This is a genomic window from Streptomyces sp. NPDC017095, assembly GCF_044332325.1.
Taxonomy (GTDB): Bacteria; Actinomycetota; Actinomycetes; order Streptomycetales; family Streptomycetaceae; genus Streptomyces.
In genome coordinates this window covers 367,946-392,261 of sequence record NZ_JBIROU010000006.1, presented here as the reverse complement: position 1 = coordinate 392,261, position 24,316 = coordinate 367,946, and the positions used below count along the sequence as shown (strand labels likewise).

Below are 24,316 nucleotides of genomic sequence, written 5' to 3'. Positions count from 1 at the left end.
GCCCGAATCCGCCCGCGCGCACACCCCCAGGCCGAACGCGCCCGCGCCTCGAACCGGCCCAAGCCGAACGCGCCAGCCTTACCCGGGCCCGCCCTACCCGGACCCCGCCCCGGCCGTGGCGCGTCCGTGCCCTGCGGGCCCGCCCCGGCCGCGGCCCGCTCCTCACGGAGTCACCCGGACCGGAGCGTGCCCGCGCGTCATGCCCCCGCCCCTCGGTCGCGACGCGTCCACGCGCCGTGTTCCCACCCGGACAGCGCCCGCCGTACCACCGCCGGGCGCGAAGGAGCCGTACCTCATGCACCCGACCCCGACCCCGCCCCCGGCCCCGATCCCGCCCGTGCCGTCGCGTGCCCGCGCGCCGCGTCCGCAGGCCGCCCGGCACCCCGCCCAACTCGTCGGCGACACCCCGGTCCTGTGGGTGGACGAACCCTTCGCCCCGCCCGGCCGCGGCTTCCACGCCAAGCTGGAGGGCGCCAACCCGGGCGGCCTCAAGGACCGGCCCGCGCTGCACATGGTCCGCGAGGCCCGGCGCCGCGGCGACCTCGTGCCCGGCGCGCCGATCGTCGAGTCCTCCAGCGGCACGCTCGGCCTCGGCCTCGCCCTGGCCGGACTCACCTACGGCCATCCCGTCACCGTCGTCACCGATCCCGGCCTGGAACCTCCCGTGGCCCGTCTGCTCACCGCGCTCGGCGCACGGGTCCTCACGGTCACCGCGCCGCACCCGCGGGGCGGCTGGCAGGAGGCGCGCCGCGCGCGGGTCGCCGCCCTGCTGGCCCGCACCCCGGACGCGTACTGCCCCGACCAGTACCGCAACCCCGACAACGCCGCCGCCTACCGGCCCCTCGCGGCCGAGCTGATCGCCCAACTCGGCCGGATCGACGTGCTGGTGACGGCGGTCGGCACGGGCGGGCACTCCGCCGGCGTCTCCGCCGTGCTGCGCGAGACCTTCCCCCGGCTCACGCTCATCGGGGTGGACGCGGTCGGGTCGGTGATCTTCGGGCAGCCGCCGGGGCCGCGGCTGATGCGCGGCCTGGGTTCCGGCATCCATCCGGACAACGTCGACTACGCGGCCTTCACCGAGGTCCACTGGGTGGGCCCGGCCGAGGCCGTCTGGGCCTGCCGCCGCCTCGCCCGCCGGCACTACGTCTGCGGCGGCTGGAGCGTCGGCGCGGTGGCGCTGGTGGCCGGGTGGGCGGCGCGGACGTATCCCGCCGGGACCACGATCGCCGCCGTCTTCCCCGACGGCCCGCACCGCTACCTCCAGACCGTCTACGACGACGCCTGGTGCCGTGACCACGGACTCCTCGGACGGACGCCGCCGGCGGAGCCCGACGACATCGCCACGCCCGACGCCCGCGCGGTGACCCGGTGGACCCGGTGCGCCCGGGTCCGCGACCCGCTCGCGCGCGACCTGGCGAAGGCGGGTGCCCGGTGAAGCGGCTGTGGGCCCAGGCGGCCTCCTTCGACCGGCCGGCCCGGCTGCTGATGGTCAACCAGTTCGCCATCAACCTCGGGTTCTACATGCTGATGCCGTACCTGGCCGACCACTTGTCCCACGGCCTGGGCCTCGCCGCCTGGGCCACCGGACTGGTGCTGGGAGTGCGGACCTTCTCGCAGCAGGGCATGTTCCTCGTCGGCGGCACCCTCGCCGACCGCTACGGCTGCAAGCCGATGATCCTCACCGGATGCGCCCTGCGCTCGGTCGCCTTCGTCCTGCTGGCGGTGGCGAGTTCCCTGCCCGCCCTGATCGCGGCCTCGGCCCTGACCGGTCTGGCGGGCGCGCTGTTCAACCCGGCCGTGCGCGCCTATCTCGCGGCGGACGCCGGCGAGGAGCGGCGGGTGGCGGCGTTCGCCGCCTTCAACGTCTTCTACCAGGCGGGCATCCTGGTCGGCCCGCTCGCCGGACTCGCCCTGCTGGCCTGGGACTTCACCGCCGTGTGCACGGTCGCCGCGCTCATCTTCGGCGCCCTGGCCGTGCTGCAGTCCCGTGCCCTGCCCGCCCGGCCCCCGGCCGGCCGGGGCGCGGAACCCGCCTGGCGCGCGGTCGCCGCCGACTGGCGCGCCGTAGCCGCCAACCGGCCCTTTGTGCTGTTCGCGGCGGCCATGAGCGGCTCGTACGTGCTGGCCTTCCAGGTGTACCTGGCCCTGCCGCTGCACGCCCGCGCGCTCTTCGGCGGCCGGACCGGCACGGTCACCGGCGCCGTCTTCGCCGCCTCGGCGCTGGCCGCGCTGGCGGGGCAGCTGAAACTGACCGCCTGGGCCGAGCGCACCCTGCCCGGGCCGCGGGCCGTCGCCTACGGGCTGGCGCTGATGGGCACCGCCTTCCTGCCGCTGCTGCCGCGGACCCACGGCGCCCTCGCCGGGCTGGCCGCCCTGACCGGCTGCGCGGTGCTGCTGGCCTGGGGCGGGGCCCTGCTCTACCCGTTCGAGATGGACACCGTCGTACGGCTCTCCGGCGACCGGCTCGTCGCCACCTACTACGGCGCCTACAACACCGCCTCCGGCATCGCGGTCTCGCTGGGCAACCTGGCCGTGGGAGCGCTGTTCGACACGGGACTGCGCTGGCTGCCGTGGGCCGCGCTGACCGCCACCGGGCTCGGCTGCGCCATCGTCGTCGCACGGCTGCACCGGGCCGGACGACTGGCCGTACAGCCCGTCGCGGCGGCCGGATGACCCGGCCGGCGGAGAGTGACCGGACCGGCCCGGAGGCGATCCTCGCGGCAACTCGTGCGGCCCGTGCACGCGTTCGCATGCCCGCGCCGGGCGGTGCCGGCCGGTCGCGGGTGCTTCGTGCGGGCCGTGGGTATCGTCCCGTGGGGAGCGCGCCGCCGGGCGGGGCCTCCCTCGGGAGAGGGAAGGGAAGCGGAGCCATGGCGGGGCAGAAGACGCACAAGGACGACGTGATGGCGCGGCTCCGCCGCATCGAGGGCCAGGTCCGCGGCCTCCAGCGGCTCGTGGCGGAGGACACCTACTGCATCGACGTCCTCACGCAGGTGTCCGCGGTGACCCGCGCCCTGCAGTCGTTCGCCCTGCGGATGCTGGACGAGCACATGGCCACCTGCGTCAGCACCGCGGTCGCGGAAGGCGGCGAGGAGCGGCAGCGCAAGCTGAAGGAGGCGTCCGACGCGATCGCCCGCCTGGTGCGCTCCTGAGGACGGGCCCCGCGACCGCCTGAGCGGCACGCGGCCGGAGTCCGGGCGGGCACCGGATCGCCGCGCATCCGGAGAGCCCGCCGTGGTGACGGAAGCGGAACGCGGGCCGCCGTACCGGCTCCCGGCCTCTTGACGGGTGCCTGGTCCGTACCTATGGTCTCGTCAACCCGACCGTTCAAGAAGCCGCATAGCGTTCACATATGAGGACGGATCAGATGCAGGACAAGGACATGCCCGCCCGGCGCCGCCGTAGGTCCCCGCGTTCCGCTCTCGCCCTCACGGCGGCGGTCGCCACCCTCGCCGCCGGGCTGCTCGCCTGGCCCGGTGCCCGGCGGGCCGAGGCCGCCCCCGCCACGTTCGCCCACCCGGGCGTCACCGTCTCCCGGGCCCAACTCGACTTCGCCCGCGACAAGGTGCTGGCCGGCGCCCAGCCCTGGAAGGGCGCCTACGACCAGATGACGGCGAGCAAGTACGCGAGCCTCAGCCGCACCCCCAAGCCCCGCGCCGTCGTCGAGTGCGGTTCGTACTCCAACCCCAACTACGGCTGCACCGACGAGCGCGAGGACGCGATCGCGGCGTACACCGACGCCCTCGTCTGGTACATCACCCGGGACGAGCGCTACGCCAAGAAGGCCATCGAGCTGATGGACGCCTGGTCCGCCGTGCTCACGGACCACACCAACAGCAACGCGCCGCTCCAGACCGGCTGGGCCGGCTCCTCCTGGCCGAAGGCCGCCGAGATCATCAAGTACACGTACACCGGCACCTGGTCCAACTCCGGCCGCTTCGCGAACATGCTCCGCGACGTCTACCTGCCCGAGGTCATCAAGGGCTCCAACTCCAACGGCAACTGGGAGCTGTCGATGATGGAGGCGGCCGTCGGCATCTCCGTCTTCCTGGAGGACAAGGCGTCGTACGACACCGCCCTGGCGAAGTTCCGCACGCGCACCGCCGCCTATGTGTACCTCGCCTCGGACGGCGACCTGCCGAAGACCGTGCCGAGCCAGAACCTGAACACCCGCGACAAGATCGTCTCCTACTGGCAGGGCCAGTCCGCCTTCGTCACCGGACTCACCCAGGAGACCTGCCGCGACTTCACCCACACCGGCTACGGCATCTCCGCGATCTCGCACATCGCCGAGACCAGCCGCATCCAGGGACAGGACCTGTACGGCACCGATGTCGGCGAGCGGCTGCGGCAGGCACTCGGCTTCCAGGCGAAGTACGAGCTGGGCGCCGCCGTCCCGAGCTGGCTGTGCGGCGGCGGCGTCAACCGGGGCCTGGGCCCGGTCACCGAGGTCGGCTACAACGCCCTGCACAACCGCCTGGGCATCGCCATGACCAACACCGGCACCCTGACCGCGCAGAACCGCCCGGCGGGCAGCGACAACCTCTTCGTCGCCTGGGAGACCCTGACGCACGGCGACAACCCGAACTGAGCGGGCCGGCAACCGGGACGGCGGTCCGGTCTGTCAACTCTCCCTAGTCTGGACCGGCTTGGTCCAGTCCGGGTCCGCCCAGCGGGCCGCGTCTCCGGGGGCGGGGAGGTCCGGGCGGTAGCCGGGGTCGCGTTCCGCGCGCAGCCGGACACTCGTGTGCAGGACCGCGTCCCCGGGCGGCCGGCGCGAACGGCGGCCGGCCAGGACCCACAGCCGGCCGTTGGGGTGCAGGGCGGCGGCGGCGAAGTCCTCGGTCACCGCGCAGGCCTCCGCATAGGCGCCGGGACGGAAGAGCAGGTCCCGGGCGGCGCCGTCCGTGACCCACTTCAGCGGGATGGTGGAGAGCAGCGGAGCGCCCCGGGCGTGCGCGAAGGTGCCGCCGACATCGCAGTGCACCCCGGCGAACCACACCTCCGCCGCGGTCTCGCGCAGCGGCTCCGGACGCCGGGACACCAGGAACTCCCGGAAGGGGCGCCGTTGTTCGTCGAGCGAGACGGCGTGCCGGACGCGGGTCGCGTTGGGCAGCTGGTGCGTGTACGGCCAGTGCAGCGTGCCCGGGCGCAGGAGCCCCGCCGCCTTCACCGTGTCCCAGACACCGAGGTAGGCGACGGGCAGCGCGTGGTGCGACACCTGCCGCGGGGCGTTGCGCTTGATCTCCGCCCACAGCGGCTCCCGCTCGGTCCGCCGGCAGAAGGCGTGGGAGAAGCGCGCGACTTCGTGTTCGGCGCGGTCGATGTCGTGGTTGAAGGCGTACTTGCCCACCGCGTAGGGGACGAGGTTCTCCGTGCCCGGCCGCATCAGTCCCGGCTTGTTGAGCATCCCGACCAGCGCGCGGGCGGTGTAGGCGCCCCGGCTGAACCCGAAGACGTACACCCGGTCGCCGGGTTCCCAGTGCCGCATCAGATACGTGTACGCCTCGGCCAGATTGGTGCGCAGCCCGGTGCCCAGGGCGAGACCGCAGAGCCGGGAGATCCGGCGGCCCACCGGACCGTGGACCCCGGCCGACGCCATCGTGCCGACCCCGGGGTCGTAGTACAGGAGCTGGCGTGCCGGGTCGTCCGCCTCCAGCATCTCGAACAGCCGGACGACGTTGGTCGGATACCGGGCACCGACCTGGTTACCGGTCCCGTCCAGGCACACGACGATGTTGCGGGGCATGGCGGCCTTCCCTCGGCTGGGCGGGGCGCCCCGGTCAGCCGGCCGGGGAGTCCTGGGCGCCGCCGGTGTCCGGCGGCGTGGACGCGGTGCGCCGCCCCGGCGGGATCTGCCCGGCGAACGCCTGGAGCGCGGCCGAACTGTTCGGCGGCAGGACGGCCATCAGTCCGCGGTCCTCCGCCTTGCCCAGCGTGTCCGCGGCCTGACTGCTCTCGGGCGCGAGCACCAGGCGCACGTGCCCGTCACCGGATCCGCGCCGGTCCACCGGTGTCACGGCCCCGTGCGTGCCGTCGGGCAGGGTCACCCACAACTGGAAGTCGTCGTAGCGGAAGAAGTCCGCGCCCTTCACGGGCCACGGGTAGTGGTGCTCGCCGGGCACCTTCGGCAGGACGCCCTGGTGGTTGCCGTGGCTCATCGGGACGCAGGCGTTGAACAGGGAGTCCGTCCACGCCTCGACGCCGTCCGCGTCCTGGATCGGTGTGGCCAGCAGCTCCTCGGCCTCCTCGTAACCGAGGTCCCGCAGCGCGTCCAGCGTCTCCGGGAAGGCGGCCACGAGCGCGGCGGCGTCCCGGCGCAGCCGGTCGGTCTTCGCCGGCTCGGCGCAGAACTGCATGCTCCACTCGATGCCGACCCGGGCCCGGTACATCCGCCAGCCGTCGCCCGTCATCACCCACAGGCTGCCTCCGTGGTGCATCTCCCAGTGCTCGGACCCGGCGGGCCGGGGCCCGTACGGCAGGTCCGCGTCGTCGATCTGGTCGAGGATCTTGTGGGCGGTCCGCTTCGCCGCCCTGAAGAACGGCGACTCGAAGCGCTTGGGATGTTCGACCAGCCGGATCCGCCAGGGATGGTTCTCCGACTCGGTGCCGCCCAGGGTGAGGGTGTCGGGCATCAAGGTCGTGGGTGCAGTGCCGGCGCGGGTCATGGCGCCCTCCTCGTGCCGCCCCGCGGCCCGGGACACGGCCCGCGGTGCCGGGTTCCCCCTAGGGCCTGTCGTTCGGATCGTGCCGGGCTCGCGGGCCCTGGCAACGTGCAAAAGACCCTACGTCCATCCTGCGCCCGCCGGCGCGCGTTTTCGACCCGGCGCGGCGATCACCGCGGCCCGCGCGGCCGCTTCCGGCCCGGGCCTGCCGCCGGGAAGCCCGCGCCCGCCTGCGGCCGGGCCGCAGGCGGGCGGATAAGGGGAAGACAGGGTCGCGGGCGGGCACAGGGAGGCGGCGTCGCGTAAGAGGCGCCGCCCCTTCGCTCCGCCGACCGGCACGCGCCGGACGGTGACCGCCGCCGACAGCCCTCCCGGAGGAGACCCGCCGGCCCGGTCACGGCCGGCGCCGGGCGGGCCGGCCTCTGCGTCCCGGGGTGCCGGTGGTCACCGGGCCGAGCCCGCGTCACCGGGCGCGATCCGGCCGCGCCACGCGCCGGACTCGGCGCCGTGCTCCTCGATGTACTCCTTGAACCGCTTCATGTCGCCCTTGACGCGGCGGTCGATCGTGCCGAGCAGGTCCGCCGCCTTCTCCACGGCCCCGCTGGGCTCGACCTCCATCACCAGCTCGACCTTCGTGTGCGAGTCGTCCAGGCGCTCGAAGCGGACACTGCCGCGCTGGCTGGTGTCGCCGGTGACCGTCCGCCAGGTGATCCGCTCGTCGGGCAGCTGGTCGACGATCTCGGTGTCGAACTCGCGCCGGACGCCGCCGATCTTCGTGGTCCAGTGGTTGTGCCGGTCGTCCACCTGGGTGACCTGCTCGACACCTTCCATGAAGTGCGGGAAGTCCTCGAACTGCGTCCACTGGTTGTAGGCGGTGTGCAGGGGGACGTCGACTTCCACCGCTTCCTTGACCGTGCTCATCTGCGTCTCCGTTCTCACTGCTCGACTGTGCTTCGCCCGGCGGGCCCGCGGGGCGGACCCGGGCCGGGACCGACCGGGTACCCGAGGAGCGGACGGTCATGACCGCCGCCGCCGGCCGGCGGACCGCGCCGCCCGCTCCCGCGAGGAATCCGGCCCGTTCACGCAACTTGCGCGCACGGCCCTGACGTGGTGTTTTACAGTGTTTGCCACCAGTTCAGGGCAACAGGACCTGTGAGGTATTCGCGAACATGCCGACCGAGACGTTTGAGTTTCAGGTAGAGGCCCGTCAGCTGCTCCAGCTGATGATCCACTCGGTGTACTCGAACAAGGATGTCTTCCTGCGGGAACTCGTCTCCAACGCCTCCGACGCGCTGGACAAACTGCGTCTGGAGAAACTCTGGGACGACTCGCTGGACGCCGATGTGTCCGACCCGCACATCGAGATCGACATCGACAAGGAAGCCCGTACGCTCACCGTGCGGGACAACGGCATCGGGATGTCGTACGACGAGGTCGGGCAGCTCATCGGCACGATCGCCAACTCGGGCACCGCGCAGTTCCTCCAGGAACTGCGGGAGGCCAAGGACAAGGCCGGTGAGGACGGGCTGATCGGCCAGTTCGGCGTCGGCTTCTACTCCGGCTTCATGGTGGCCGACGAGGTCACGCTGCTGACCCGGCGCGCCGGCGAGAGCCAGGGGACCCGCTGGTCCTCGCGTGGTGAGGGCACGTACACGCTGGAGAAGGTGGACGACGCGCCGCAGGGCACCTCGGTCACGCTCCATCTCAAGCCCGCCGACCCGGAGAACCAGCTCCACGACTACACCTCGCCGTGGAAGATCAAGGAAATCGTCAAGCGGTACTCGGACTTCATCACCTGGCCGATCCGCATGGTGCCCGAGAAGCCCGCGGACCCCGAGGGCGCGGACACCGCCGAGGGCGGCGAGGCGCCCGAGCCCGAGACGCTCAACTCGATGAAGGCGCTGTGGGCGCGGCCCCGCGACGAGGTGTCCGACGACGAGTACCACGAGCTGTACAAGCACATCGGCCACGACTGGCGCGACCCGCTGGAGACGATCCGGCTCCAGGCCGAGGGCACCTTCGAGTACCAGGCGCTGCTGTTCCTCCCCGCGCACGCACCCCACGACCTGTTCACCCGCGACGCCAAGCGCGGCGTGCAGCTGTACGTCAAGCGGGTGTTCATCATGGACGACTGCGAGGCGCTGCTCCCGCCGTACCTCCGCTTCGTCAAGGGCGTCGTGGACGCCGCCGACCTCTCGCTGAACGTGTCCCGCGAGATCCTCCAGCAGGACCGTCACATCGAGATGATGCGGCGCCGGCTGACGAAGAAGGTCCTGTCCACGGTCAAGGAGATGATGACCAAGGACACGGAGCGGTACGGCACGTTCTGGCGGGAGTTCGGCACGGTCCTGAAGGAGGGGCTGGTCACCGACGCGGAGAACCGGGACGCCCTCCTCGCCGTCGCCTCCTTCGCCAGCACGCACGACGACACCGAGCCGACCACGCTCAAGCAGTACGTGGAGCGGATGAAGGAAGGCCAGGAGGACATCTACTACCTGACCGGCGAGTCCCGGCAGAGCATCGAGAACTCCCCGCACATGGAGGCGTTCCGGGAGCGCGGCATCGAGGTGCTGCTGCTCACCGACCCGGTCGACGAGGTGTGGGCCGACACCGTCGGCGAGTACGAGGGCAAGAAGCTGCGGTCCGTCGCCAAGGGGCAGATCGACCTCGACGCCAAGGGCGAGGACACCGCCGAGGGCGACCGGGAGAAGCAGACCGAGGAGTACGCCGGGCTGCTCGGCTGGATGAAGGAGCAGCTGGACGAGGACATCAAGGAGGTGCGCCTGTCCTCCCGCCTCACCGTCTCCCCGGCCTGCGTCGTGTCCGACGCCCACGACCTCACCCCGGCGCTGGAGAACATGTACCGCGCGATGGGCCAGGAGGTGCCCCGCGCCAAGCGGATCCTGGAACTCAACCCGGACCACCGGCTGGTGAAGGGCCTCAACCAGGCCTACCAGGAGCGCGAGGACCGCACCGGGCTGGTCGAGACCGCCGAGCTGCTGCACGGGCTCGCGGTGCTCGCCGAGGGCGGCCAGCCGAAGGAACCGGCCCGGTTCGTCAAGCTGATGGCGGACCGGCTGGAACGCGCACTGTAGCCACGGCCCCGCCGGTCTGTCTCCGGACGGCCGGCCACGGCCACGGGCCGGTACCGGCCACCCCGTCTCCGGCCCCGCCCGGCCGTCTCGGGACGGCGGCCGGCCACGGGTCGGCACGGGCCACCTCGCCCGGCCCCGCCGGTCTGTCTCCGGACGGCCGGCCACGGGCCGGCACCGGCCACCTCGCCCGGCTCCGGCCGTCCGTCCGTCCCCAGATGGTCGGCCACGGGCCGGCACCGGCGACCCCGCCCGCCCCGCTCCCGCCGTCACGACGGCGCCGGGGGCGGGGCGGGTGCGTCCAGTTCGAGGGCCGCGGTGCGCAGGGCGGCGGCCACCCGACCGACCGGTTCGGACGGCGGGTGGGGGAGACGGGCCAGCAGCAGGCGCCGCTGCGCCTGCGGCCCGCCCCGGACCGGCAGGACCCGGACCCCCGGCGGCGCGGCGGCTGCGAGAGCGGCGGGCACCGTGGTCAGCCCGCAGCCCGCAGCCACCAGGTGCAGCTTGGCGAGCCAGTCCCGGGCCGTGTACGCGATCTCGGGCCGCTCGTCCAGACCCGGCCATACGCCCAGCAGCCGGTCCCCACCCGTGGAGGGCCCGCCGATCCAGCGCTGCCCGCGCAGGTCGGCGACGTCGACGTAGTCGCCGCGGGCCAGCGGATGCGCGGCGGGCACGGCCAGGCAGAGGGCGCGCTCGGTGAGCGTCCGCAGCACGAGCGGCGGCGACTTGGCGTCCGGCGGATCGAACGGCGGCGCCGACGCGAGCACCGCGAGGTCGAGCGTGCCGGCCCGCAGCGCCCGCACCAGCGCCGGGGTGCTGCCCTCCCGGCCGACGACCCGCAGCCCGGGATGGGTGCGGCGCAGCGCCGCGAGGGCGCGGGGGAGCAGCACGGCACCGGCGCTCGGGAACCAGCCGAGCCGGACCGTGCCGGACTGCCCGGGCAGTCCGGACAGTTCCCTCGCGGTCGCCTCGATCTCGGCGAGCACGGCCGTCGCGCGGCGCATGACGATGCGGCCGGCCGCCGTGAGCCGCACCCCGTCGCGCCGCCGCTCCAGCAGCTCCGCGCCCGCGGCCCGTTCGAGCGCGGCGATCTGCCGGGACACCGCCGACTGCGTGTAGCCCAGGGAGGCGGCGGCCGCCGTGAAGGTCCCCTGCTCCGCGACGGCCCGGAACACCCGCAGCGCGGTCAGCGACACAGCCGTGAAGTCCATGACGAATACGCATAGCAGATGTGCGCGACTCTCGTTGGACTCATGGAGCCGGCCTTTCTAGCGTGGCAGCCATGAACACCTCACACCTGTACCGGATCGCCCTCGTCACCGGCGCCAACCAAGGGCTCGGGCGCGCCCTGGCCGAAGGACTCGCGGCCCGCATGACACCCGCCGGTCTGGTCCTGCTCACCGGCCGCGACCCGCGCCGGGTGGCCGACGCCGCCCGCGAGGTCGGCCGGCTGCCCGGGACCCGGGCGCGGGTCGAGGGCCGGGTGCTGGACGTCACCGACACCGGCGCCATCGCCCGCCTCGCCGCGGACCTCCGGGCGCGGTACGGGGGCGTGGACGTCGTCGTCTCCAACGCGGTCACCCGGGTGCTGCCCGAGGAGTCGCAGGCGGCGCGCGCCGACGAGGTCATCGACGTCTCCAACACCGCCACCCACGCCGTCCTGCGCTCCTTCGGCCCCGTCCTGCGTCCCGGCGGCCGGCTGCTCGTCGTGGCCAGCAGCCTCGGCACCCTCGGCCACCTCGATCCGCGCCTGCATCACCTGTTCGACGGCGCCGACCTCGACCGGGTCGAGCACGCCGTCGAGTCCTGGCGGGCCGCCGTCCACGCCGGCACCGCGCAGGAGGCGGGCTGGCCCCGCTGGCTGAACGTGCCCTCCAAGGTGGCCCAGGTCGCCGCCGTCCGTGCGGTCGCCGCCGAACGCCGGGCCCGGGACCTCGCCGCCGGCACGCTCCTCGCGGCCGTCTGCCCCGGCATGGTCGACACCGCCACCTCGCGCCCCTGGTTCGGCGGCCACACCGGCGCCCAGTCACCGGCACAGGCGGCCGAGGCCGTGCTCGACCTGATCACCGCCGAGCACGTGGACCCGGCCCACTACGGGGAGTTGGTCCGCTTCGGCAGGGCCCTGTCCTGGTACGACGGCACGCCCCCGGTGGAACAGGAGCGTCTGCTCACGCCCTGAACACGCGAGGGGGACGGCGCCGATTCCGGTATTGGCATGGACCTGACGCCCGGGAGAGTCTAGGCTCTCCTCGGCCACGCACGAGAGCGCTCTCAGAATTCGGCTGTTCCATCCCCACCCCTGGAACGACGAAGGACGATCCCATGAGACGCAGCAAGCTGACGTACACCGCGCTGTCCGCGCTCCTGATCCTCGGCGGCTGGAGCGCGGCGGGCACTGTACCCGCGGCGGCCACCGGCTCCGCCGTGTCCACGCCGGCCGGCACCGCCCGGACCGCCTCCTCCAAGCCCGCGGCCGACGGCCTGGTGACCGCGATGCAGCGCGACCTGCGGCTGACCCGGACGCAGGCGAAGGCGCGGATCGCGGCCGAGCGGGCCGCCGCGACACTCGACCCCAAGGTCCGCAAGACGGCCGGAAACGCCTACGCCGGTTCCTGGTTCGACGCCGGCCAGGGCCGGCTGACCGTGGCGCTCACCAAAGCCGCCCCGGCGAGCACGCGTCGCGCGATCGAGGCGTCCGGCGCCCGGGTCCGCACCGCCGCGCACTCCGCCCGCCAGCTCGACGCCACCAAGACACGCATCGACCGGCTGACCGCCCCGGCGGGCGTGAGCGGCTGGCACGTCGACCCGAAGGCGAGCACCGTCGTCGTCGACGTCGTACGGCAGGACCGTGCCGACAACGATGTCCGCGCGTTCCTGTCCCGGGCCCGCCAGGCGGGTCCCGTCACGGTGCGGACGGTCGCCGCCGCGCCCCGTACCTTCGCCGCCGGAACGGTCGGCGGCGACCCGTACTACACGGGCAACGTCCGCTGTTCCATAGGCTTCTCGGTCTACGGCGGCTTCGTCACCGCCGGTCACTGCGGCTCGCCCGGCGCCGGGGTCAACGGCTGGGACGGCTCCTACATCGGCACCTTCCAGGGGTCCTCGTTCCCGGACAACGACTACGCCTGGGTCAGCGTGGGCAGCGGCTGGTGGACGGTGCCCGTCGTCCTGGGCTGGGGCACGGTGTCCGACCAGCTCGTGCGCGGCTCGGCCGTGGCACCGGTCGGTTCCTCCATCTGCCGCTCGGGCTCCACGTCGCACTGGCACTGCGGCACGGTGCTGGCCCTCAACGAGACCGTCAACTACAGCCAGGGCGCGGTGCACGAGCTGACCAAGACGAGTGTGTGCGCCGAACCCGGCGACTCCGGCGGCTCCTTCATCTCCGGTGACCAGGCCCAGGGCGTCACCTCCGGCGGCTGGGGCAACTGCGGCTCCGGCGGCGAGACCTGGTTCCAGCCGGTCAACGAGATCCTCAACCGCTACGGCCTGACACTGCACACGTACACCGGCTGAGCCCGGACCCGCCGGCCGGGCGGACGGCCCGGTGCGCGCACCGGCCGCCGCCCTAGGGGGCCCGTCCGAACGGCGACGGGCCCCGCCCCACGCGCCCGGCCTCACCGCGCGGGCACCGCCGTCAGAAGGCTCCGAGGTCCGTCGCGACCCAGCGCTCCGGCCGCATGTAGATCAGGAAGTGCTCGCCCAGGTGGGCCGCGTCGTACTCCACGAACCCGGCGACCTTCTCCTGAGGCAGGTACCGCGCGGCCATCTCCCAGGACCGGTCCCGGCTGTCCGGGGCGGTCCTGGTGACGGGCCCCTCCACCCAGACGTAGCGCACCGAGGGCTCCGCGCGCTGCACCATCAGACTGAAGCGGCCCGCCGAGCGGATCGCCCGCGCCTTGCGCGAGTCGGGTCCGGTGCGCACCCAGAGTTCGCCGCCCGGCGTGTACTGGTACCAGATGGGAACCGTCAGCGGTGCGCGGTCCGGCCGTTCGACGACCGACAGCGCACCGATGTGCGGCTCCGCCAGGAACTTTTCTCGTTCATCACGGGACAGGGTCATGCGCCCGACCTTAGGGCCTCTCGTTTGGATCATGCCGGGCTCGGCCTGATCCGAACGACAGACCCCAGGGCCTCACGTCCGCGTCAGCCCAGGCTTTCCGGCGGCCGGGTCATGGAGGCCGGGGCCGGCGTGGCGGGTGCGTTGTCCGGCGCCCCGTCCCAGGGCGCGGCGGGTGCCTTACCCGGCTTCCCGCTCCAGGACGCGGCGGGCCGCCTCCGCCTCGGCCGCCGGCGGGGACAGCTCGTCGAGGGTGTCCAGCTCGTCGTCCGACTCCAGCTCCCGTTCCCAGGCCGCCGCGAGCTGTCGCTGTTCCTCGCGCGACCGGGCGCCGACGGCCTCCCGGTGACCGGGGTCCAGTGCCGCGAGGAATCGTTCGACCGGGTCCGTCGGCATGCAGTGCTCCTTGTCCGCGCGAGGGTGCCGCTCCCGGCCCAGCATGGCCAACCGCGCGCGCCCCGGCCGCCCGACACGGGCCGGGGCCACCCTGATGGCCCTGTCACCCGGCACCGGCCCGGGAGCGCTCGGCCGGGCCGGGGGCCGGACCGACGGCGGCCGGAGGGCGCATGCGCCGCGCGCACCCGGGCGGGCGCACCCGAGGCCCGCGCGCCCGGAGCCCGCGGGCGGTCAGGTCTGCCGGGCGTGCACGGGATCGTCGGCGGTTTCGTTCCGGCGGTGGTGGCGCGGCCGCCGGTCGCGCCACCAGTCGTAGGCCGCGAGGGCCAGGGACGCCGCCATGCCGACGAGCGCGGCGCCGAGCGCGGTGACGAGCGCGCCGCGGTAGTCGCCGTGCCTGCCCAGCACCAGGTAGAACAGACCGGGCAGCGCGGCGGTCCCCAGCGCGGCGCCGAGCCGCTGCCCGGTCTGGAGCGCGCCGCCCGCCGCGCCCGCCATGCGCACGGGCACGTCCCGCAGGGTCATGGTGATGTTGGGCGAGACCACGAAGCCGCTGCCGACGCCGCCGAGGAAGAGGACCGGGGCGGCGATCCAGGGAGCGAGGTGGAGGGGCGCGAGGGCGAGCAGCAGCGCGGTGCCGCCGAGGCCGGCGATCACCGCCGCGAGGCCGCAGACGGTGAGCGAACGGCCGTACCGCTCCACCAGCCGGCCCGAGACCACGGCCGCGCTGGCCGAGCCCAGGGCGAACGGGGTGACGGCGAGACCGGACCGGAGCGGCGAGAAGTCGAGCCCGCGCTGGTAGAACAGCGCGAAGACCAGCCAGACGCCGCTGAAGCCGACGAAGTACAGCGTGCCGATGCCGGCGCCGACGGCGTAGCCGCGCACGGTGGTGAACAGGCGTGGGTCCAGCAGCGGTTGCGCGCCCCGGGCGACGAGCCGGTGCTGCCACCGGGTGAAGGCGACGAGGACCGCGGCGCCCACGGGGAACAGCCACCACAGGCGGCCGATGCCACCGGAGTCCGCCAGCACCAGCGGATACATCAGCGCGAGCACTCCGGCACCCAGCAGCAGCACGCCGGCCAGATCCACCCGGCCCCGTCCGGAGCGCGGCACGCGGGGCAGCAGGCGGCGGCCGAGCAGGACGGCGAGGATGCCGATGGGGACGTTGACGTAGAAGATCCACCGCCAGCCCTGGGCACCGGAGGCGAGGGCGAGGATCGCGCCGCCGGTGATGGGGCCGGCGGCGGAGGAGATGCCGACGGTGGCGCCGAAGAAGCCGAAGGCGCGTCCGCGTTCGGCGCCGCGGAACATCTGCTGGATGAGCGCGGAGTTCTGCGGCGCCATGAAGCCGGCCGCCAGGCCCTGGGCGAGACGGGCCGCCACCAGCAGCGTGATGTCCGGGGCCGCCCCGCAGGCCGCGCTGCAGACCACGAAGCCGCCGAGGGCCAGCAGGAAGATGCGGCGCCGGTCCAGGGCGTCGCCGAGCCGGCCCGCGGTGACGAGGGCGAGGGCGAAGGTCAGGGCGTATCCGGACACCACCCACTGCACCTGCGCCGGGGAGGCGTGCAGGTCACGCTGGATGGTGGGCAGGGCGACCGCGACGATCGTGACGTCGAGCAGGCTCATGAACCCGGCCACCAGAGTGACCCACAGGGCGCGCCAGCGCTGCGGATCGGGCTCGTACCCGTCCGCCGGGGCACCTGCGCCCCGGCCGTCCGCGGCCGACGACGACGCTGTCACGGGGACTCCTCTCCTCGGGGCCGTCGGGGGCGGCGGAACAGGTTCCCCCGCCCCCGACGGGCACACCCTCCAGCGTGCTACGCCGCCGGGACCCGTGGGAGGCCCGCGGACGGGAGTCTTCACGCCAGGCACCAGAGGGGCATCTCACCTAAACTGACCACATGGCTACTCAAAGTGACGTAGTGACTTCTGTCCGTGAACGTCCGCCGTTCTTCCGGGCCGCCGCGCTCGTCTGCGCCGCGGCCGGGGCGCTGCTCGGCGGCTGCGGCACCGAGACCGGTGGTGAGGCCGCGGACACCGGTGCCGCGGAGGCCGCCCGGATAGCCGCGGCCTCGGCCTCGTCCTCGCCGTCGACGGCCTCGTCCTCGCCGTCGACGGCCTCGTCCTCGGCGTCGGCGGGCACGGGCAGCCTGACCAAGGACCAAAAGGAGCGCGAGGCGCTCGTCCCCGCGGCCAAGGCCGGCTACGCCCAGGCACTCAGCGCCGCGGTGGCGGCCGTCCCCCACTCGGCACCGGTCTCCATCGAACTCAAGGGTCCGGCCCGCAGCCCCCGGTGGGAGGCCGAGGTGGCGACCGGCGACGGCACCGTCCACACCGTCCGCGTCGACGCCGTGACCGGAAAGGCCGGCCCGGCACGGGCCGAGGAGGACGAGGACGCCGACGACAGGCGCGAACTGGCGGACCGGCTGAAGCGGGCGACCGTGACCGCGCGGGACGCGGCGAAGACCGCCACGAACAGGACCAGGGGCACCGTCACCGCCGTCGAGCTGGAGGACTCCGGCGGAGCCGGGCCGAAGTGGTCCGTCGACGTCGTGACGACCGACGACTGGAACAAGACGACCCTCGACATCGACGCGGTCAGCCGCAAGATCCTCCGGGAGCACATCGACCGGGACTGACGCCCGCACCCGCCGCGCACGGCAAGCGGCCGGCCCTGACCGCGCGCCACCGCCCGCCCATGTGTTCTTTCCCGTGGCACTCCGGCCCCCATGACGGCGCCGCGCCGGGGCACTCGGCGAGCGCGGCCGACCGCGCCGCACACCGGCCGCCGCCCGGGCACCGGACGCCCTCCGGCCGGCGCGGTGCAGGCCGGAGGCCCGGCCGGACCTGCCGGGGAGCAGCCGAAGGGAAGAGGGGCATCCTTGTGGCCCGGGAATCACCGGACGGCATGACGGCCGCCGCGCTGGACATCTCCGACGCCGTGGAGCGCCTGACGGCCCCGTGGTCGTCGGCCGCCCGGCAGGTGGCGTCACGGCTGTCGCCGCACCAGCTACGGGCACTGCGCACGCTGGAGGCGGCGCCGGGACTGAACCTGACCGCCCTGGCGGAACGGCTGGACATCGGCCTTCCCACGGCGAGCCGGTTGTGCGACCGGCTGGAGGCGGCCGGTCTGCTGGAGCGCGCTCTGCACCCGCACCGGCGGCGGGAGGTACGGCTGAACCTCACCCGGCATGCCCGGGGTGTCCTCGGCGACGTCGCCCGGCGCAGGGCGCGGACGCTGGCGGCGGTGCTGGACGGGATGGGACCGCAGGACAGGGCCGCGCTCCGCGCGGGCCTGCGGGCCTTCCTGGCGGCGCTCGACGAAGACCCGGCAGCGCCCGGTCGCGGTGCGCGGTGACCAGGCGGGGGGCGTCCGCCGGCGGCGCGGGCGGGCCGTCCGCCCAGGGGCCGCCGGTGGTCCGGCGGGCGGACCGGCCCCGTCGCGGGGGCCGGAGGTGTAGGCGGTCGGCCGGAGCGGGCATGTCCCGGTCGTTGGCGGGTAGGCGAGGGCACATGGACGGGGGAACACGCATGGAGCCGGTGATGTCGGGACCCGGCGGCGAAGGTGTGGCCGGCTCCGGGCCGGTCCAGGAGACCGTCGTGCTGGACGGCGACGGTCCGTGCATCGCGGAGGCCCGTCGGCGTGCGGCCGACTTCCTCGCGCGGGTGCAGCGGGAGTACGGGCTGCCGGTGTCGGCACGCGCGCTGGACGTGACGCGGCTGGTGGTCAGCGAACTGGTCACCAACGCCCGCAAGTACGCGCCCGGCCCGGTGCTGCTGGAGCTGCGGATCGTGGGCGGTCTGATCGAGGTGGCCGTGTGGGACGGCGAACCGGTGCTGCCGGTGGCCTGGGCCGCCGATCCGGGCCGCGTCGGGCAGCACGGGCTGGAGATCGTGCTGGCCGTGGTCCAGGGCTTCGAGGTGCGCAGGGAACCGGTGGGCAAGCGGATCATCGCCCGCATCGCCCTGGCCGACGACCCGGACGGCATCCAGGCCTAGGACCCGTCCGGCCGTTCGCTGTGTTCGCCCTGAACCCGGCGGGCGGGGAGCGTCGCGCCAAGCCCGGCTTGGCCACGCGGCTTGTGCGGCACCCCCACGACAGCCGTCCGGGGCACGCGAGGCGCTGACCGCGGACACGGAGGCCGGTCGGCCTGCGCGAGCACGGCCGAAGCGCTCACATCCGGCGCACCACGCCGCCGTCGCCCGCGCGCATAGCGCAGTCGCCACCCGCGCCACATGGTTCGGCCGTCACCCGCGCGCACCGCGCAAGCCCTACCCGCGCGCAGGGCGCAGTCGTCACCCGCGCGCACCGCGCGACCGCCACCCGCGCACCGTTCAGCCGTCCCCCGCGCGCATGGCTCTGGCGCGGGAGTCGGTGACGGTGAAGTGCTCACGGGTGCCGGTGAGGGTGAAGAGCCGCTCGACCGTGGCATGGAAGGGCCCGAGCAGGATCAGCTCGCGACCGGTGGCCCGGTGCCGGCGCCACGCGTCGAGCAGGGCGTTGAGCAGTCCGCTGTCGGCGAACGTCACCCGGGAGAGGTCCACCACGGTCGCGGGCCGCGCCGCGTCCTCCGCCTCCGCCCAGGCGGCTTGCAGCAGGTCGTTCTCCTCGTAGTCGACCTCGCCGCGCACCGTGATCTCGAAGACTCGGTCATGGCAGGTCACCTTCACGGTTGCCCTGCTTTCCCACTGCATTCCGTCGTCCCCGTGCCGCTCCATGGCCGCGCGGCGCCGTGCCGCCTCGCCTCGCGCCGTTCTCCTACCCCGTCCGCGCGCAGAATTGCCTCCGGACAAGTGTCACCCCTGGCGAGGCGGGGACCCGGCGCGGCTGGACCGCACCGACGGCCCGGTGCGACGGCTCAGGCGGCGGCGGGATCGATGCCGGGATCGGGCGGAAGGATGTGGTCGGTCAGGGCGGCGCTGCCCGCCTGGAGCAGCCGCAGGGCTCGGGGGAAGTCGCGCAGGCTCTCGCCGAGCAGTCCGAGCCCGGCGACCACCGAGTACGCCGGCACCCGCCGCGCCTGGAGGACGTCGGCGGTCCAGCACAGGAACGTGGAGAACAGCGCGGGATCGTCGACGTACAGGGCCGCGGTCAGGAAGTCGACGATGTGGGCGAGGTCCTCGGCGGTCCGCTCGCGCTGTACGCCGGTGTAGGCGCGCAGCGCGGGGAACCGTTCCTCCAGACCGGCCAGCGTCTGCCGGACCAGTCGGCTGCGGGACCGGGCGACGAACGTGTACTCCTGGTCGGCCAGGTGCGGCAGGGCGTCCACGGCCTGCCGGGCCGCCGCCGGATCGGGGAGCGCCAGTCCGCGGTCCAGTACGGCCGCCGCGGTCCGGGCGTCGGGCGCCCAGCCGTCGGCGCCCAGCGCGTGCGCGTAGCGGCCGTCCGGTCCGAAGGCCCGGCCGCCCACGAGGACCGGGACGCCGACTGCCTGGCAGGCCGTGACGGCGGCGTGCGCGGCGGGCAGGAGGGTGGGCAGCGAGCCGGACAGCAGCACCGCCTCGGCGCCGGTGCGGTGCAGGTGGGACACCAGGTGCGCGGTGGACGTCCGGGCGCCGAGGAAGTCGACGGGCCGGCCCCGCAGCCGCAGTACCTCGGCGACCAGCCGGGCCGGCAGGGCGTGCCACTCACCGTCGACGCAAGCGACCGCGACCCGGCCCGCGGACGGGCCGCCGGGGCCGCCGGCGGCCGGCCGGTCGTGCGCCAGGGCGCTGATCACCCGTTCGCTGACCGTGGTCGCCGCGTGCTCCCGGGTCACGGCCAGCCGGCCGGCCGCCCATTCCGCACCGACCCTGGCCTGTACCGCGGCGATCACGTCGAGCAGCAGTGTCTCCTCGTCCAGCCCGCCGTCGCGGGCCGCGCGGACGAGGGCGACGGCCGCGTGCTCGTCGCCGTCGGTCGCCGCCCGCCACAACGCGTCCGCCAGCGCGCCCGTGCCGACCGCCGGGGCAGTGCTCACCCGTCCCTCCGGTGCGTCACGGAACCGGCCGGGCCGGGACCGCCCACCACCGACAGTTCCGCGGTCCGCGGCGCGCCGATGGCGACGGTGGCGATGTCGTCGTGGCTGCCCGAGCCCACCCACTGGGCCGTCAGCATCTGGACCCGCTCGACGACGGCCTCGGCCGGCAGGCCCGCGCACTCGGCCAGGGCCCGCTTGAGCCGCTCCTCGCCGAACAGTTCGCCGCCCAGCGGACCCCCGCGGGCCTCGGTGACGCCGTCGGTGTACAGCAGACAGGTCTCGCCGGGCCGCAGCGTCACGGTGGCGGTGGCGGAGGTGACCTTCGGCAGGGCGCCGATGAGCGAACCGCGCGTGGCCGTCTCCTCGACGGTGCCGTCCGCGCGCAGGATCAGCGGCGCGAGGTGCCCCGCGCTGGTCAGGCGCAGCTCCACCTGGCCGCCACGCCGGCGCACGGAGGCCAGCACGAGCGTGGCGAACCGGGTGTGGTGGGAGGACAGTAACGCGCTGTTGAGCAGGTTCAGGGTGTGCGCGTGGTCCGCGGCCAGCGGCAGCAGCGCGGCCAGCGTGTTGCGGATCTTGCCCGTCAGCACGGCAGCGTCCAGCCCCTTGCCGGCCACGTCCCCGAGCACCACGAGGGTCTCCGCGGCGGGGTCGGCGCCGGGATGGACGTCGTAGAAGTCCCCGCCGATCCGTTCGTTGTCCCGTGCCGGGCGGTAGCCGCCCGCGTACTCCACGCCGTGCACGCTCTCCAGGTGCGGCGGCAGCAGCTCCCGCATCAGCGTGGCGGTGATGGACGTCTGCTCGGTGTACAGCCGGGCGGCCGACAGGGCGGCCCCGGCGCGGGCGGCGAAGAGCCGGGCGAACAGTTCCTCGTCGTCGCTGAACGCCTGTTCACCGCCGGCCCGGAGCAGGATCAGCGCACCCGCGGGCACACCGTGGCCGGGCAGCGGGGCGACGATGACGGAACCGGCCGGCGCGGCGAAGCCCGGCGGGCGCGCCCAGCCGGGCAGGGCGGCCGGGTCGGTCCAGCGCGCCGGCACGGGCGGGTACCCCTGGAGCGCCTCGGCCAGGCCGGGCACGGTGTGCACGTCCACCGCCGCGGTCACCCGGGTCACCGGGCCGCCACGGTAGGCGTAGGTCAGCTGGTGGGTGCGGCCCTGCGGCGGGGCGACGAGCACGGCGGCCTCGGCGAGGTGGTCGGTGGCCATGCGCGCGGTGGCCTCCATGCACCGGGCCGGGTTCAGCGTCGACAGTAACTGGCCGGAGACGTCGGCGAGGAGAGCGGTGCGCTGCCGTGCGCCGGCCAGGGCCGCCTCGGCCAGCCGCCGGTCGGTGTCCTCGACGAGCCACCACACCACGTCACCGTGGTCCGCCGGGGTGGGATGGGCCTCGAAGAAGCGGTCCGCGACGGCGCCGGCGGCCCGTCCCGCGCCGTCGGCCGCGCCGCCGGCGAATCTGCCGTGGGCCTCGGCCAGCCAGGACGGCACGGTGTCACACAACCGGTCGCCCCGGACGGCATCCGACCACAGCAGCCGGGCCGCTCGGTTGAGTTCGACCAGACCGCCGTCCCGGTCCGCGACGATCACGGGGTACGGCGCATGAGCCCAGGCCGCGCCGATGCTGACCGCGGCGCTGGGAGGGTCGACGGGCGAACCGCTGGAAGCGTGCACACGCGGGGACGCGCCTCGGGCGCGCCCCACCACCTCTCTGCGACAGAAAAAAAGATGTCTTACGGCAACCGTCCCGCATCGCGCCGCACGACGCAAGGCGCCCCCCGGGGTTGACACGAGTGCGCGTGACCGCGTACGGGACGGACCGCCCGCGCGGCGGGGCCGGGACCGGCGCCCGCGGGACCTGCGCGGTGACCGCCGTGGTTGGAGCGCCGACCGCTGGGCACCCGGTGAGGGCCGTGACCAGGCCGAACCGGAGGTACCTATGGCCGTTCGTCATCGTGTCATCAACGCCGAGCCCGCGGCCGTCTGGGAGGTGCTCGCGGACGGCCACCGGTACGCGGACTGGGTGGTGGGCACCGGTGCCTCCCGGCCGAAGCGCGGACAGTGGCCGCAGAAGGACGCCTCGCTGGAGTACGAGGTCCGGCTCGGCCCGCTCCGGCTCCACAACGAGACGGTGGTCCGGAGCTGCGAGGAGGGCTCCCGCCTCGAACTGGAGATCATCGCGGGGCCGCTCGGCACGGCCCGCTGCTCGATCCAGTTGCGGGAGTGGTCCGATCACACCCTGGTCATCGTGGACGAGCACCCGTTGCGGGGAGCCGGCGCCGTCCTGCACAACGTCGGCGTCGAGACGCTGATCCAGCTCCGCCACCGGGCCATGCTCGCCCGGCTCGCCCGGTGCTGCGAGGAGACCGCGAACAACGCGAACAACGCGAACAACGCGGACAACGCCGGTAACGCCGACGGCCGCCGCGCGTCGCGCGCGCACGGGGCGTCGGCCGCGGAAGGACTCGGCCGTGCCTGACGCCGTGGTGGTCGGCGCGGGCCCCAACGGGCTGGTGGCGGCCAATCTGCTGGCGGACGCCGGATGGAGCGTCCAGGTGCTGGAGGAACAGCCCGAGCCGGGCGGCGCCGTCCGGCACGACCGGGGAGTCCACCCCGACTTCGTCAGCGACCTCTTCAGCTCCTTCTACCCGCTGGCCGCCGCCTCCCCGGTGCTCTCCGCGCTCCGCCTGGAGGACCACGGACTGCGCTGGAGCCACGCGCCCCACGTGCTCGCCCATCCGCTGAGCGACGGCCGGTGCGCCGTACTGGACCGGCGGATCGACACGACCGCCGCGTCCGTCGAGGCGTTCGCGCCCGGCGACGGAGCGGCCTGGCGGCGCCTGTTCGAGCTGTGGCAGACCCTGCGCCCCGGTCTGCTGTCCGCCCTGTTCACCCCGTTCCCGCCGGTCAAAGCCTCGGCCAGGCTGCTGTGGACCCTGCGGGCGGCCGGCGGGCTGCGTGCCGCCCGGTCGCTGGTGCTGCCGGTGCGCCGGCTGGGCGAGGAGGAGTTCCGCGGCGAGGGCGGCCGGCTGCTGCTGGCCGGCAACGCCCTGCACGCCGACCTCGCCCCGGAGGCCGCGGGCAGCGGCGGCTTCGGCTGGCTGATGTCGATGCTCGGACAGACCTACGGCTTCCCCGTGCCGGTCGGCGGCTCCGGTGCCCTCACCGACGCGCTGGTACGGCGGCTGCGCGGGCGCGGCGGAGAGGTGCGCTGCGGGCAGCGGGTCTCCCGCGTCGTCGTGCGCGGCGGCCGGGCCGTGGGAGTGCGCACCGACGCCGGTGACACGGTGCCCGCGAGCAGGGCCGTACTCGCCGATGTGGCCGCGCCCGCGCTGTACGGGGAACTGGTCGGCGCCGAGCACCTGCCCGGTCAACTGCTCGCCGACCTGCGGCGCTTCCAGTGGGACTTCGCGACCTTCAAGGTGGACTGGGCGCTGGACGGGCCGGTGCCCTGGCGGGCCGAGGAGGCCCGCGCGGCCGGCACCGTGCACCTCGCCGACGGCGTGGACGAGCTGACCCGCTTCGCCGCGCAGATCGCCATGCACCAGGTGCCCGACCGGCCCTTCGCCCTGTTCGGCCAGATGACCACCGCGGACCGCACCCGCTCGCCCGGGGGCACCGAGTCCGCCTGGGCGTACACGCACGTCCCGCGCGACATCCGGGCGGACGCCGGCCACGAGGACATCACCGGCGCGTGGACACCGGCGGACCAGGAGCGCATGGCGGACCGCGTGGAACGCCAGGTGGAACGCTTCGCGCCCGGTTTCCGCTCCCTCGTGCGGGCCCGGCGCGTGCTCGCCCCGCCCACGCTCCAGAAGCTGGACGCCAACCTCTCGGAGGGCGCCATCAACGGCGGTACGACCGCCCTGCACCAGCAGCTCGTCTTCCGCCCGGTGCCCGGCACCGGACGCCCGGAGACCCCGGTCGCGGGTCTCTTCCTCGCCTCCGCCGGGGCCCATCCCGGCGGGGGAGTGCACGGCGCCCCCGGCGCCAACGCCGCCCGCGCCGCGCTGCGCGCCCACCGCACCTCCGCCCTCGCGGGCGCCCAGCGCCTCCTCACCCGGCGGGACCGCACCGGACGCAGAAACTGAGCGCGCCGGCCGGCGGCCCGCCCGGACGGACCCGCCGGGTCCGATCACAGCGGCCGGGA

Annotated in this window: 22 protein-coding genes; 12 read left to right on the top strand and 10 right to left on the bottom strand. The window is 74.5% G+C overall.

The genetic code is table 11. The features are described 5' to 3' along the window. Positions 1 to 295 precede the first annotated feature (295 nt). The 4 genes from ACH4OA_RS14880 to ACH4OA_RS14865 all read left to right on the top strand — a co-directional run bounded on the left by ACH4OA_RS14880 (position 296) and on the right by ACH4OA_RS14865 (position 4,591). Positions 296 to 1,435, top strand: coding sequence for a PLP-dependent cysteine synthase family protein (locus ACH4OA_RS14880; RefSeq protein WP_397969304.1), 1,140 nt, complete (start codon positions 296 to 298; stop codon positions 1,433 to 1,435). Further along, the gene (locus tag ACH4OA_RS14875) at positions 1,432 to 2,673 is read left to right on the top strand and encodes an MFS transporter (protein WP_397936124.1); all 1,242 of its coding nucleotides are present in this window, start codon (positions 1,432 to 1,434) and stop codon (positions 2,671 to 2,673) included. Before ACH4OA_RS14880 ends, ACH4OA_RS14875 begins: the two co-directional genes overlap by 4 nt. A 197-nt stretch (positions 2,674 to 2,870) precedes the next feature. Beyond that, positions 2,871 to 3,152, top strand: a complete 282-nt coding sequence (locus ACH4OA_RS14870) for a metal-sensitive transcriptional regulator (protein WP_365874710.1) — start codon at positions 2,871 to 2,873, stop codon at positions 3,150 to 3,152. A 230-nt stretch (positions 3,153 to 3,382) separates the two neighbouring features. Then, complete coding sequence (locus ACH4OA_RS14865; protein WP_397969372.1) at positions 3,383 to 4,591, top strand: alginate lyase family protein; 1,209 nt, start codon at positions 3,383 to 3,385, stop codon at positions 4,589 to 4,591. Between the two features lie 33 nt (positions 4,592 to 4,624). Here ACH4OA_RS14865 and ACH4OA_RS14860 read toward each other — a convergent pair whose 3' ends face one another. The 3 genes from ACH4OA_RS14860 to ACH4OA_RS14850 all read right to left on the bottom strand — a co-directional run bounded on the left by ACH4OA_RS14860 (position 4,625) and on the right by ACH4OA_RS14850 (position 7,586). Continuing rightward, positions 4,625 to 5,749, bottom strand: coding sequence for a DUF2235 domain-containing protein (locus ACH4OA_RS14860; protein WP_397969302.1), 1,125 nt, complete (start codon positions 5,747 to 5,749; stop codon positions 4,625 to 4,627). 34 nt (positions 5,750 to 5,783) lie between these two features. Beyond that, complete coding sequence (locus tag ACH4OA_RS14855; protein WP_397969300.1) at positions 5,784 to 6,668, bottom strand: DUF6424 family protein; 885 nt, start codon at positions 6,666 to 6,668, stop codon at positions 5,784 to 5,786. A gap of 441 nt (positions 6,669 to 7,109) precedes the next feature. Further along, positions 7,110 to 7,586: an SRPBCC family protein gene (locus ACH4OA_RS14850; RefSeq protein WP_397936119.1), complete on the bottom strand. Its 477-nt coding sequence runs from the start codon at positions 7,584 to 7,586 to the stop codon at positions 7,110 to 7,112. Between the two features lie 248 nt (positions 7,587 to 7,834). Between ACH4OA_RS14850 and htpG the strand changes: the two genes are divergently transcribed. Further along, positions 7,835 to 9,760 (top strand): molecular chaperone HtpG, encoded by a 1,926-nt coding sequence (gene htpG / locus ACH4OA_RS14845; protein ID WP_397969299.1) that lies wholly within the window; start codon positions 7,835 to 7,837, stop codon positions 9,758 to 9,760. Between the two features lie 266 nt (positions 9,761 to 10,026). On the opposite strand, the gene ACH4OA_RS14840 is transcribed toward htpG, so the two are convergent. Beyond that, positions 10,027 to 10,968 carry a LysR family transcriptional regulator gene (locus tag ACH4OA_RS14840; protein WP_397969298.1) on the bottom strand — a complete coding sequence of 314 codons (942 nt, stop codon included), beginning with the start codon at positions 10,966 to 10,968 and terminating at the stop codon, positions 10,027 to 10,029. Positions 10,969 to 11,039: 71 nt separating this feature from the next. On the opposite strand from ACH4OA_RS14840, the gene ACH4OA_RS14835 reads away from it, so the two are divergent. Beyond that, entirely contained in the window at positions 11,040 to 11,936 is an 897-nt protein-coding gene (locus tag ACH4OA_RS14835) for an SDR family NAD(P)-dependent oxidoreductase (protein WP_397936115.1), read from the top strand. 143 nt (positions 11,937 to 12,079) lie between these two features. Further along, positions 12,080 to 13,270: a S1 family peptidase gene (locus ACH4OA_RS14830; protein ID WP_397969296.1), complete on the top strand. Its 1,191-nt coding sequence runs from the start codon at positions 12,080 to 12,082 to the stop codon at positions 13,268 to 13,270. A gap of 121 nt (positions 13,271 to 13,391) precedes the next feature. Here the strand turns inward: ACH4OA_RS14830 and ACH4OA_RS14825 are convergent, their stop codons facing one another. From ACH4OA_RS14825 to ACH4OA_RS14815, 3 genes are all read right to left on the bottom strand, one after another. Further along, positions 13,392 to 13,817 carry a pyridoxamine 5'-phosphate oxidase family protein gene (locus ACH4OA_RS14825; RefSeq protein WP_397969295.1) on the bottom strand — a complete coding sequence of 142 codons (426 nt, stop codon included), beginning with the start codon at positions 13,815 to 13,817 and terminating at the stop codon, positions 13,392 to 13,394. A gap of 177 nt (positions 13,818 to 13,994) precedes the next feature. Further along, positions 13,995 to 14,210, bottom strand: coding sequence for a hypothetical protein (locus tag ACH4OA_RS14820; RefSeq protein WP_365881317.1), 216 nt, complete (start codon positions 14,208 to 14,210; stop codon positions 13,995 to 13,997). Positions 14,211 to 14,441: 231 nt separating this feature from the next. Continuing rightward, on the bottom strand, positions 14,442 to 15,950 hold the full coding sequence (locus ACH4OA_RS14815; protein ID WP_397969293.1) for an MFS transporter: 1,509 nt from the start codon (positions 15,948 to 15,950) through the stop codon (positions 14,442 to 14,444). A 182-nt stretch (positions 15,951 to 16,132) separates the two neighbouring features. Here ACH4OA_RS14815 and ACH4OA_RS14810 point away from each other — a divergent pair, with 182 nt between their 5' ends. From ACH4OA_RS14810 to ACH4OA_RS14800, 3 genes are all read left to right on the top strand, one after another. Continuing rightward, on the top strand, positions 16,133 to 16,849 hold the full coding sequence (locus ACH4OA_RS14810; protein ID WP_397969291.1) for a PepSY domain-containing protein: 717 nt from the start codon (positions 16,133 to 16,135) through the stop codon (positions 16,847 to 16,849). A 269-nt stretch (positions 16,850 to 17,118) separates the two neighbouring features. Beyond that, positions 17,119 to 17,568 (top strand): MarR family winged helix-turn-helix transcriptional regulator, encoded by a 450-nt coding sequence (locus ACH4OA_RS14805; protein WP_397945637.1) that lies wholly within the window; start codon positions 17,119 to 17,121, stop codon positions 17,566 to 17,568. 185 nt (positions 17,569 to 17,753) lie between these two features. After that, the gene (locus ACH4OA_RS14800) at positions 17,754 to 18,209 is read left to right on the top strand and encodes an ATP-binding protein (protein ID WP_397969290.1); all 456 of its coding nucleotides are present in this window, start codon (positions 17,754 to 17,756) and stop codon (positions 18,207 to 18,209) included. A gap of 336 nt (positions 18,210 to 18,545) precedes the next feature. Here ACH4OA_RS14800 and ACH4OA_RS14795 read toward each other — a convergent pair whose 3' ends face one another. The 3 genes from ACH4OA_RS14795 to ACH4OA_RS14785 form a co-directional block, all read right to left on the bottom strand. Beyond that, on the bottom strand, positions 18,546 to 18,881 hold the full coding sequence (locus ACH4OA_RS14795) for an STAS domain-containing protein (RefSeq protein WP_365881309.1): 336 nt from the start codon (positions 18,879 to 18,881) through the stop codon (positions 18,546 to 18,548). A gap of 188 nt (positions 18,882 to 19,069) precedes the next feature. Beyond that, entirely contained in the window at positions 19,070 to 20,170 is a 1,101-nt protein-coding gene (locus ACH4OA_RS14790; RefSeq protein WP_397969288.1) for a B12-binding domain-containing protein, read from the bottom strand. Further along, positions 20,167 to 21,840, bottom strand: coding sequence for a PP2C family protein-serine/threonine phosphatase (locus ACH4OA_RS14785; RefSeq protein ID WP_397969286.1), 1,674 nt, complete (start codon positions 21,838 to 21,840; stop codon positions 20,167 to 20,169). The genes ACH4OA_RS14790 and ACH4OA_RS14785 overlap by 4 nt, the downstream gene beginning before the upstream one ends. A gap of 265 nt (positions 21,841 to 22,105) precedes the next feature. Between ACH4OA_RS14785 and ACH4OA_RS14780 the strand changes: the two genes are divergently transcribed. Both ACH4OA_RS14780 and ACH4OA_RS14775 read left to right on the top strand, forming a co-directional pair. After that, the gene (locus tag ACH4OA_RS14780) at positions 22,106 to 22,645 is read left to right on the top strand and encodes an SRPBCC family protein (protein WP_397969284.1); all 540 of its coding nucleotides are present in this window, start codon (positions 22,106 to 22,108) and stop codon (positions 22,643 to 22,645) included. Next, the gene (locus ACH4OA_RS14775; protein WP_397969282.1) at positions 22,638 to 24,257 is read left to right on the top strand and encodes a phytoene desaturase family protein; all 1,620 of its coding nucleotides are present in this window, start codon (positions 22,638 to 22,640) and stop codon (positions 24,255 to 24,257) included. The genes ACH4OA_RS14780 and ACH4OA_RS14775 overlap by 8 nt, the downstream gene beginning before the upstream one ends. Positions 24,258 to 24,316: the final 59 nt, after the last annotated feature.

Coding starts and splice junctions, on each gene's coding strand:
- ACH4OA_RS14835 (WP_397936115.1), top strand. CDS start 11,040: ATGAACACCTCACACCTGTACCGGATCGCCCTCGTCACCGGCGCCAAC.
- ACH4OA_RS14820 (WP_365881317.1), bottom strand. CDS start 14,210: ATGCCGACGGACCCGGTCGAACGATTCCTCGCGGCACTGGACCCCGGT.
- ACH4OA_RS14850 (WP_397936119.1), bottom strand. CDS start 7,586: ATGAGCACGGTCAAGGAAGCGGTGGAAGTCGACGTCCCCCTGCACACC.
- ACH4OA_RS14855 (WP_397969300.1), bottom strand. CDS start 6,668: ATGACCCGCGCCGGCACTGCACCCACGACCTTGATGCCCGACACCCTC.
- ACH4OA_RS14840 (WP_397969298.1), bottom strand. CDS start 10,968: ATGGACTTCACGGCTGTGTCGCTGACCGCGCTGCGGGTGTTCCGGGCC.
- ACH4OA_RS14800 (WP_397969290.1), top strand. CDS start 17,754: ATGTCGGGACCCGGCGGCGAAGGTGTGGCCGGCTCCGGGCCGGTCCAG.
- ACH4OA_RS14865 (WP_397969372.1), top strand. CDS start 3,383: ATGCCCGCCCGGCGCCGCCGTAGGTCCCCGCGTTCCGCTCTCGCCCTC.
- ACH4OA_RS14825 (WP_397969295.1), bottom strand. CDS start 13,817: ATGACCCTGTCCCGTGATGAACGAGAAAAGTTCCTGGCGGAGCCGCAC.
- htpG (WP_397969299.1), top strand. CDS start 7,835: ATGCCGACCGAGACGTTTGAGTTTCAGGTAGAGGCCCGTCAGCTGCTC.
- ACH4OA_RS14805 (WP_397945637.1), top strand. CDS start 17,119: ATGACGGCCGCCGCGCTGGACATCTCCGACGCCGTGGAGCGCCTGACG.
- ACH4OA_RS14830 (WP_397969296.1), top strand. CDS start 12,080: ATGAGACGCAGCAAGCTGACGTACACCGCGCTGTCCGCGCTCCTGATC.
- ACH4OA_RS14880 (WP_397969304.1), top strand. CDS start 296: ATGCACCCGACCCCGACCCCGCCCCCGGCCCCGATCCCGCCCGTGCCG.
- ACH4OA_RS14860 (WP_397969302.1), bottom strand. CDS start 5,749: ATGCCCCGCAACATCGTCGTGTGCCTGGACGGGACCGGTAACCAGGTC.
- ACH4OA_RS14780 (WP_397969284.1), top strand. CDS start 22,106: ATGGCCGTTCGTCATCGTGTCATCAACGCCGAGCCCGCGGCCGTCTGG.
- ACH4OA_RS14870 (WP_365874710.1), top strand. CDS start 2,871: ATGGCGGGGCAGAAGACGCACAAGGACGACGTGATGGCGCGGCTCCGC.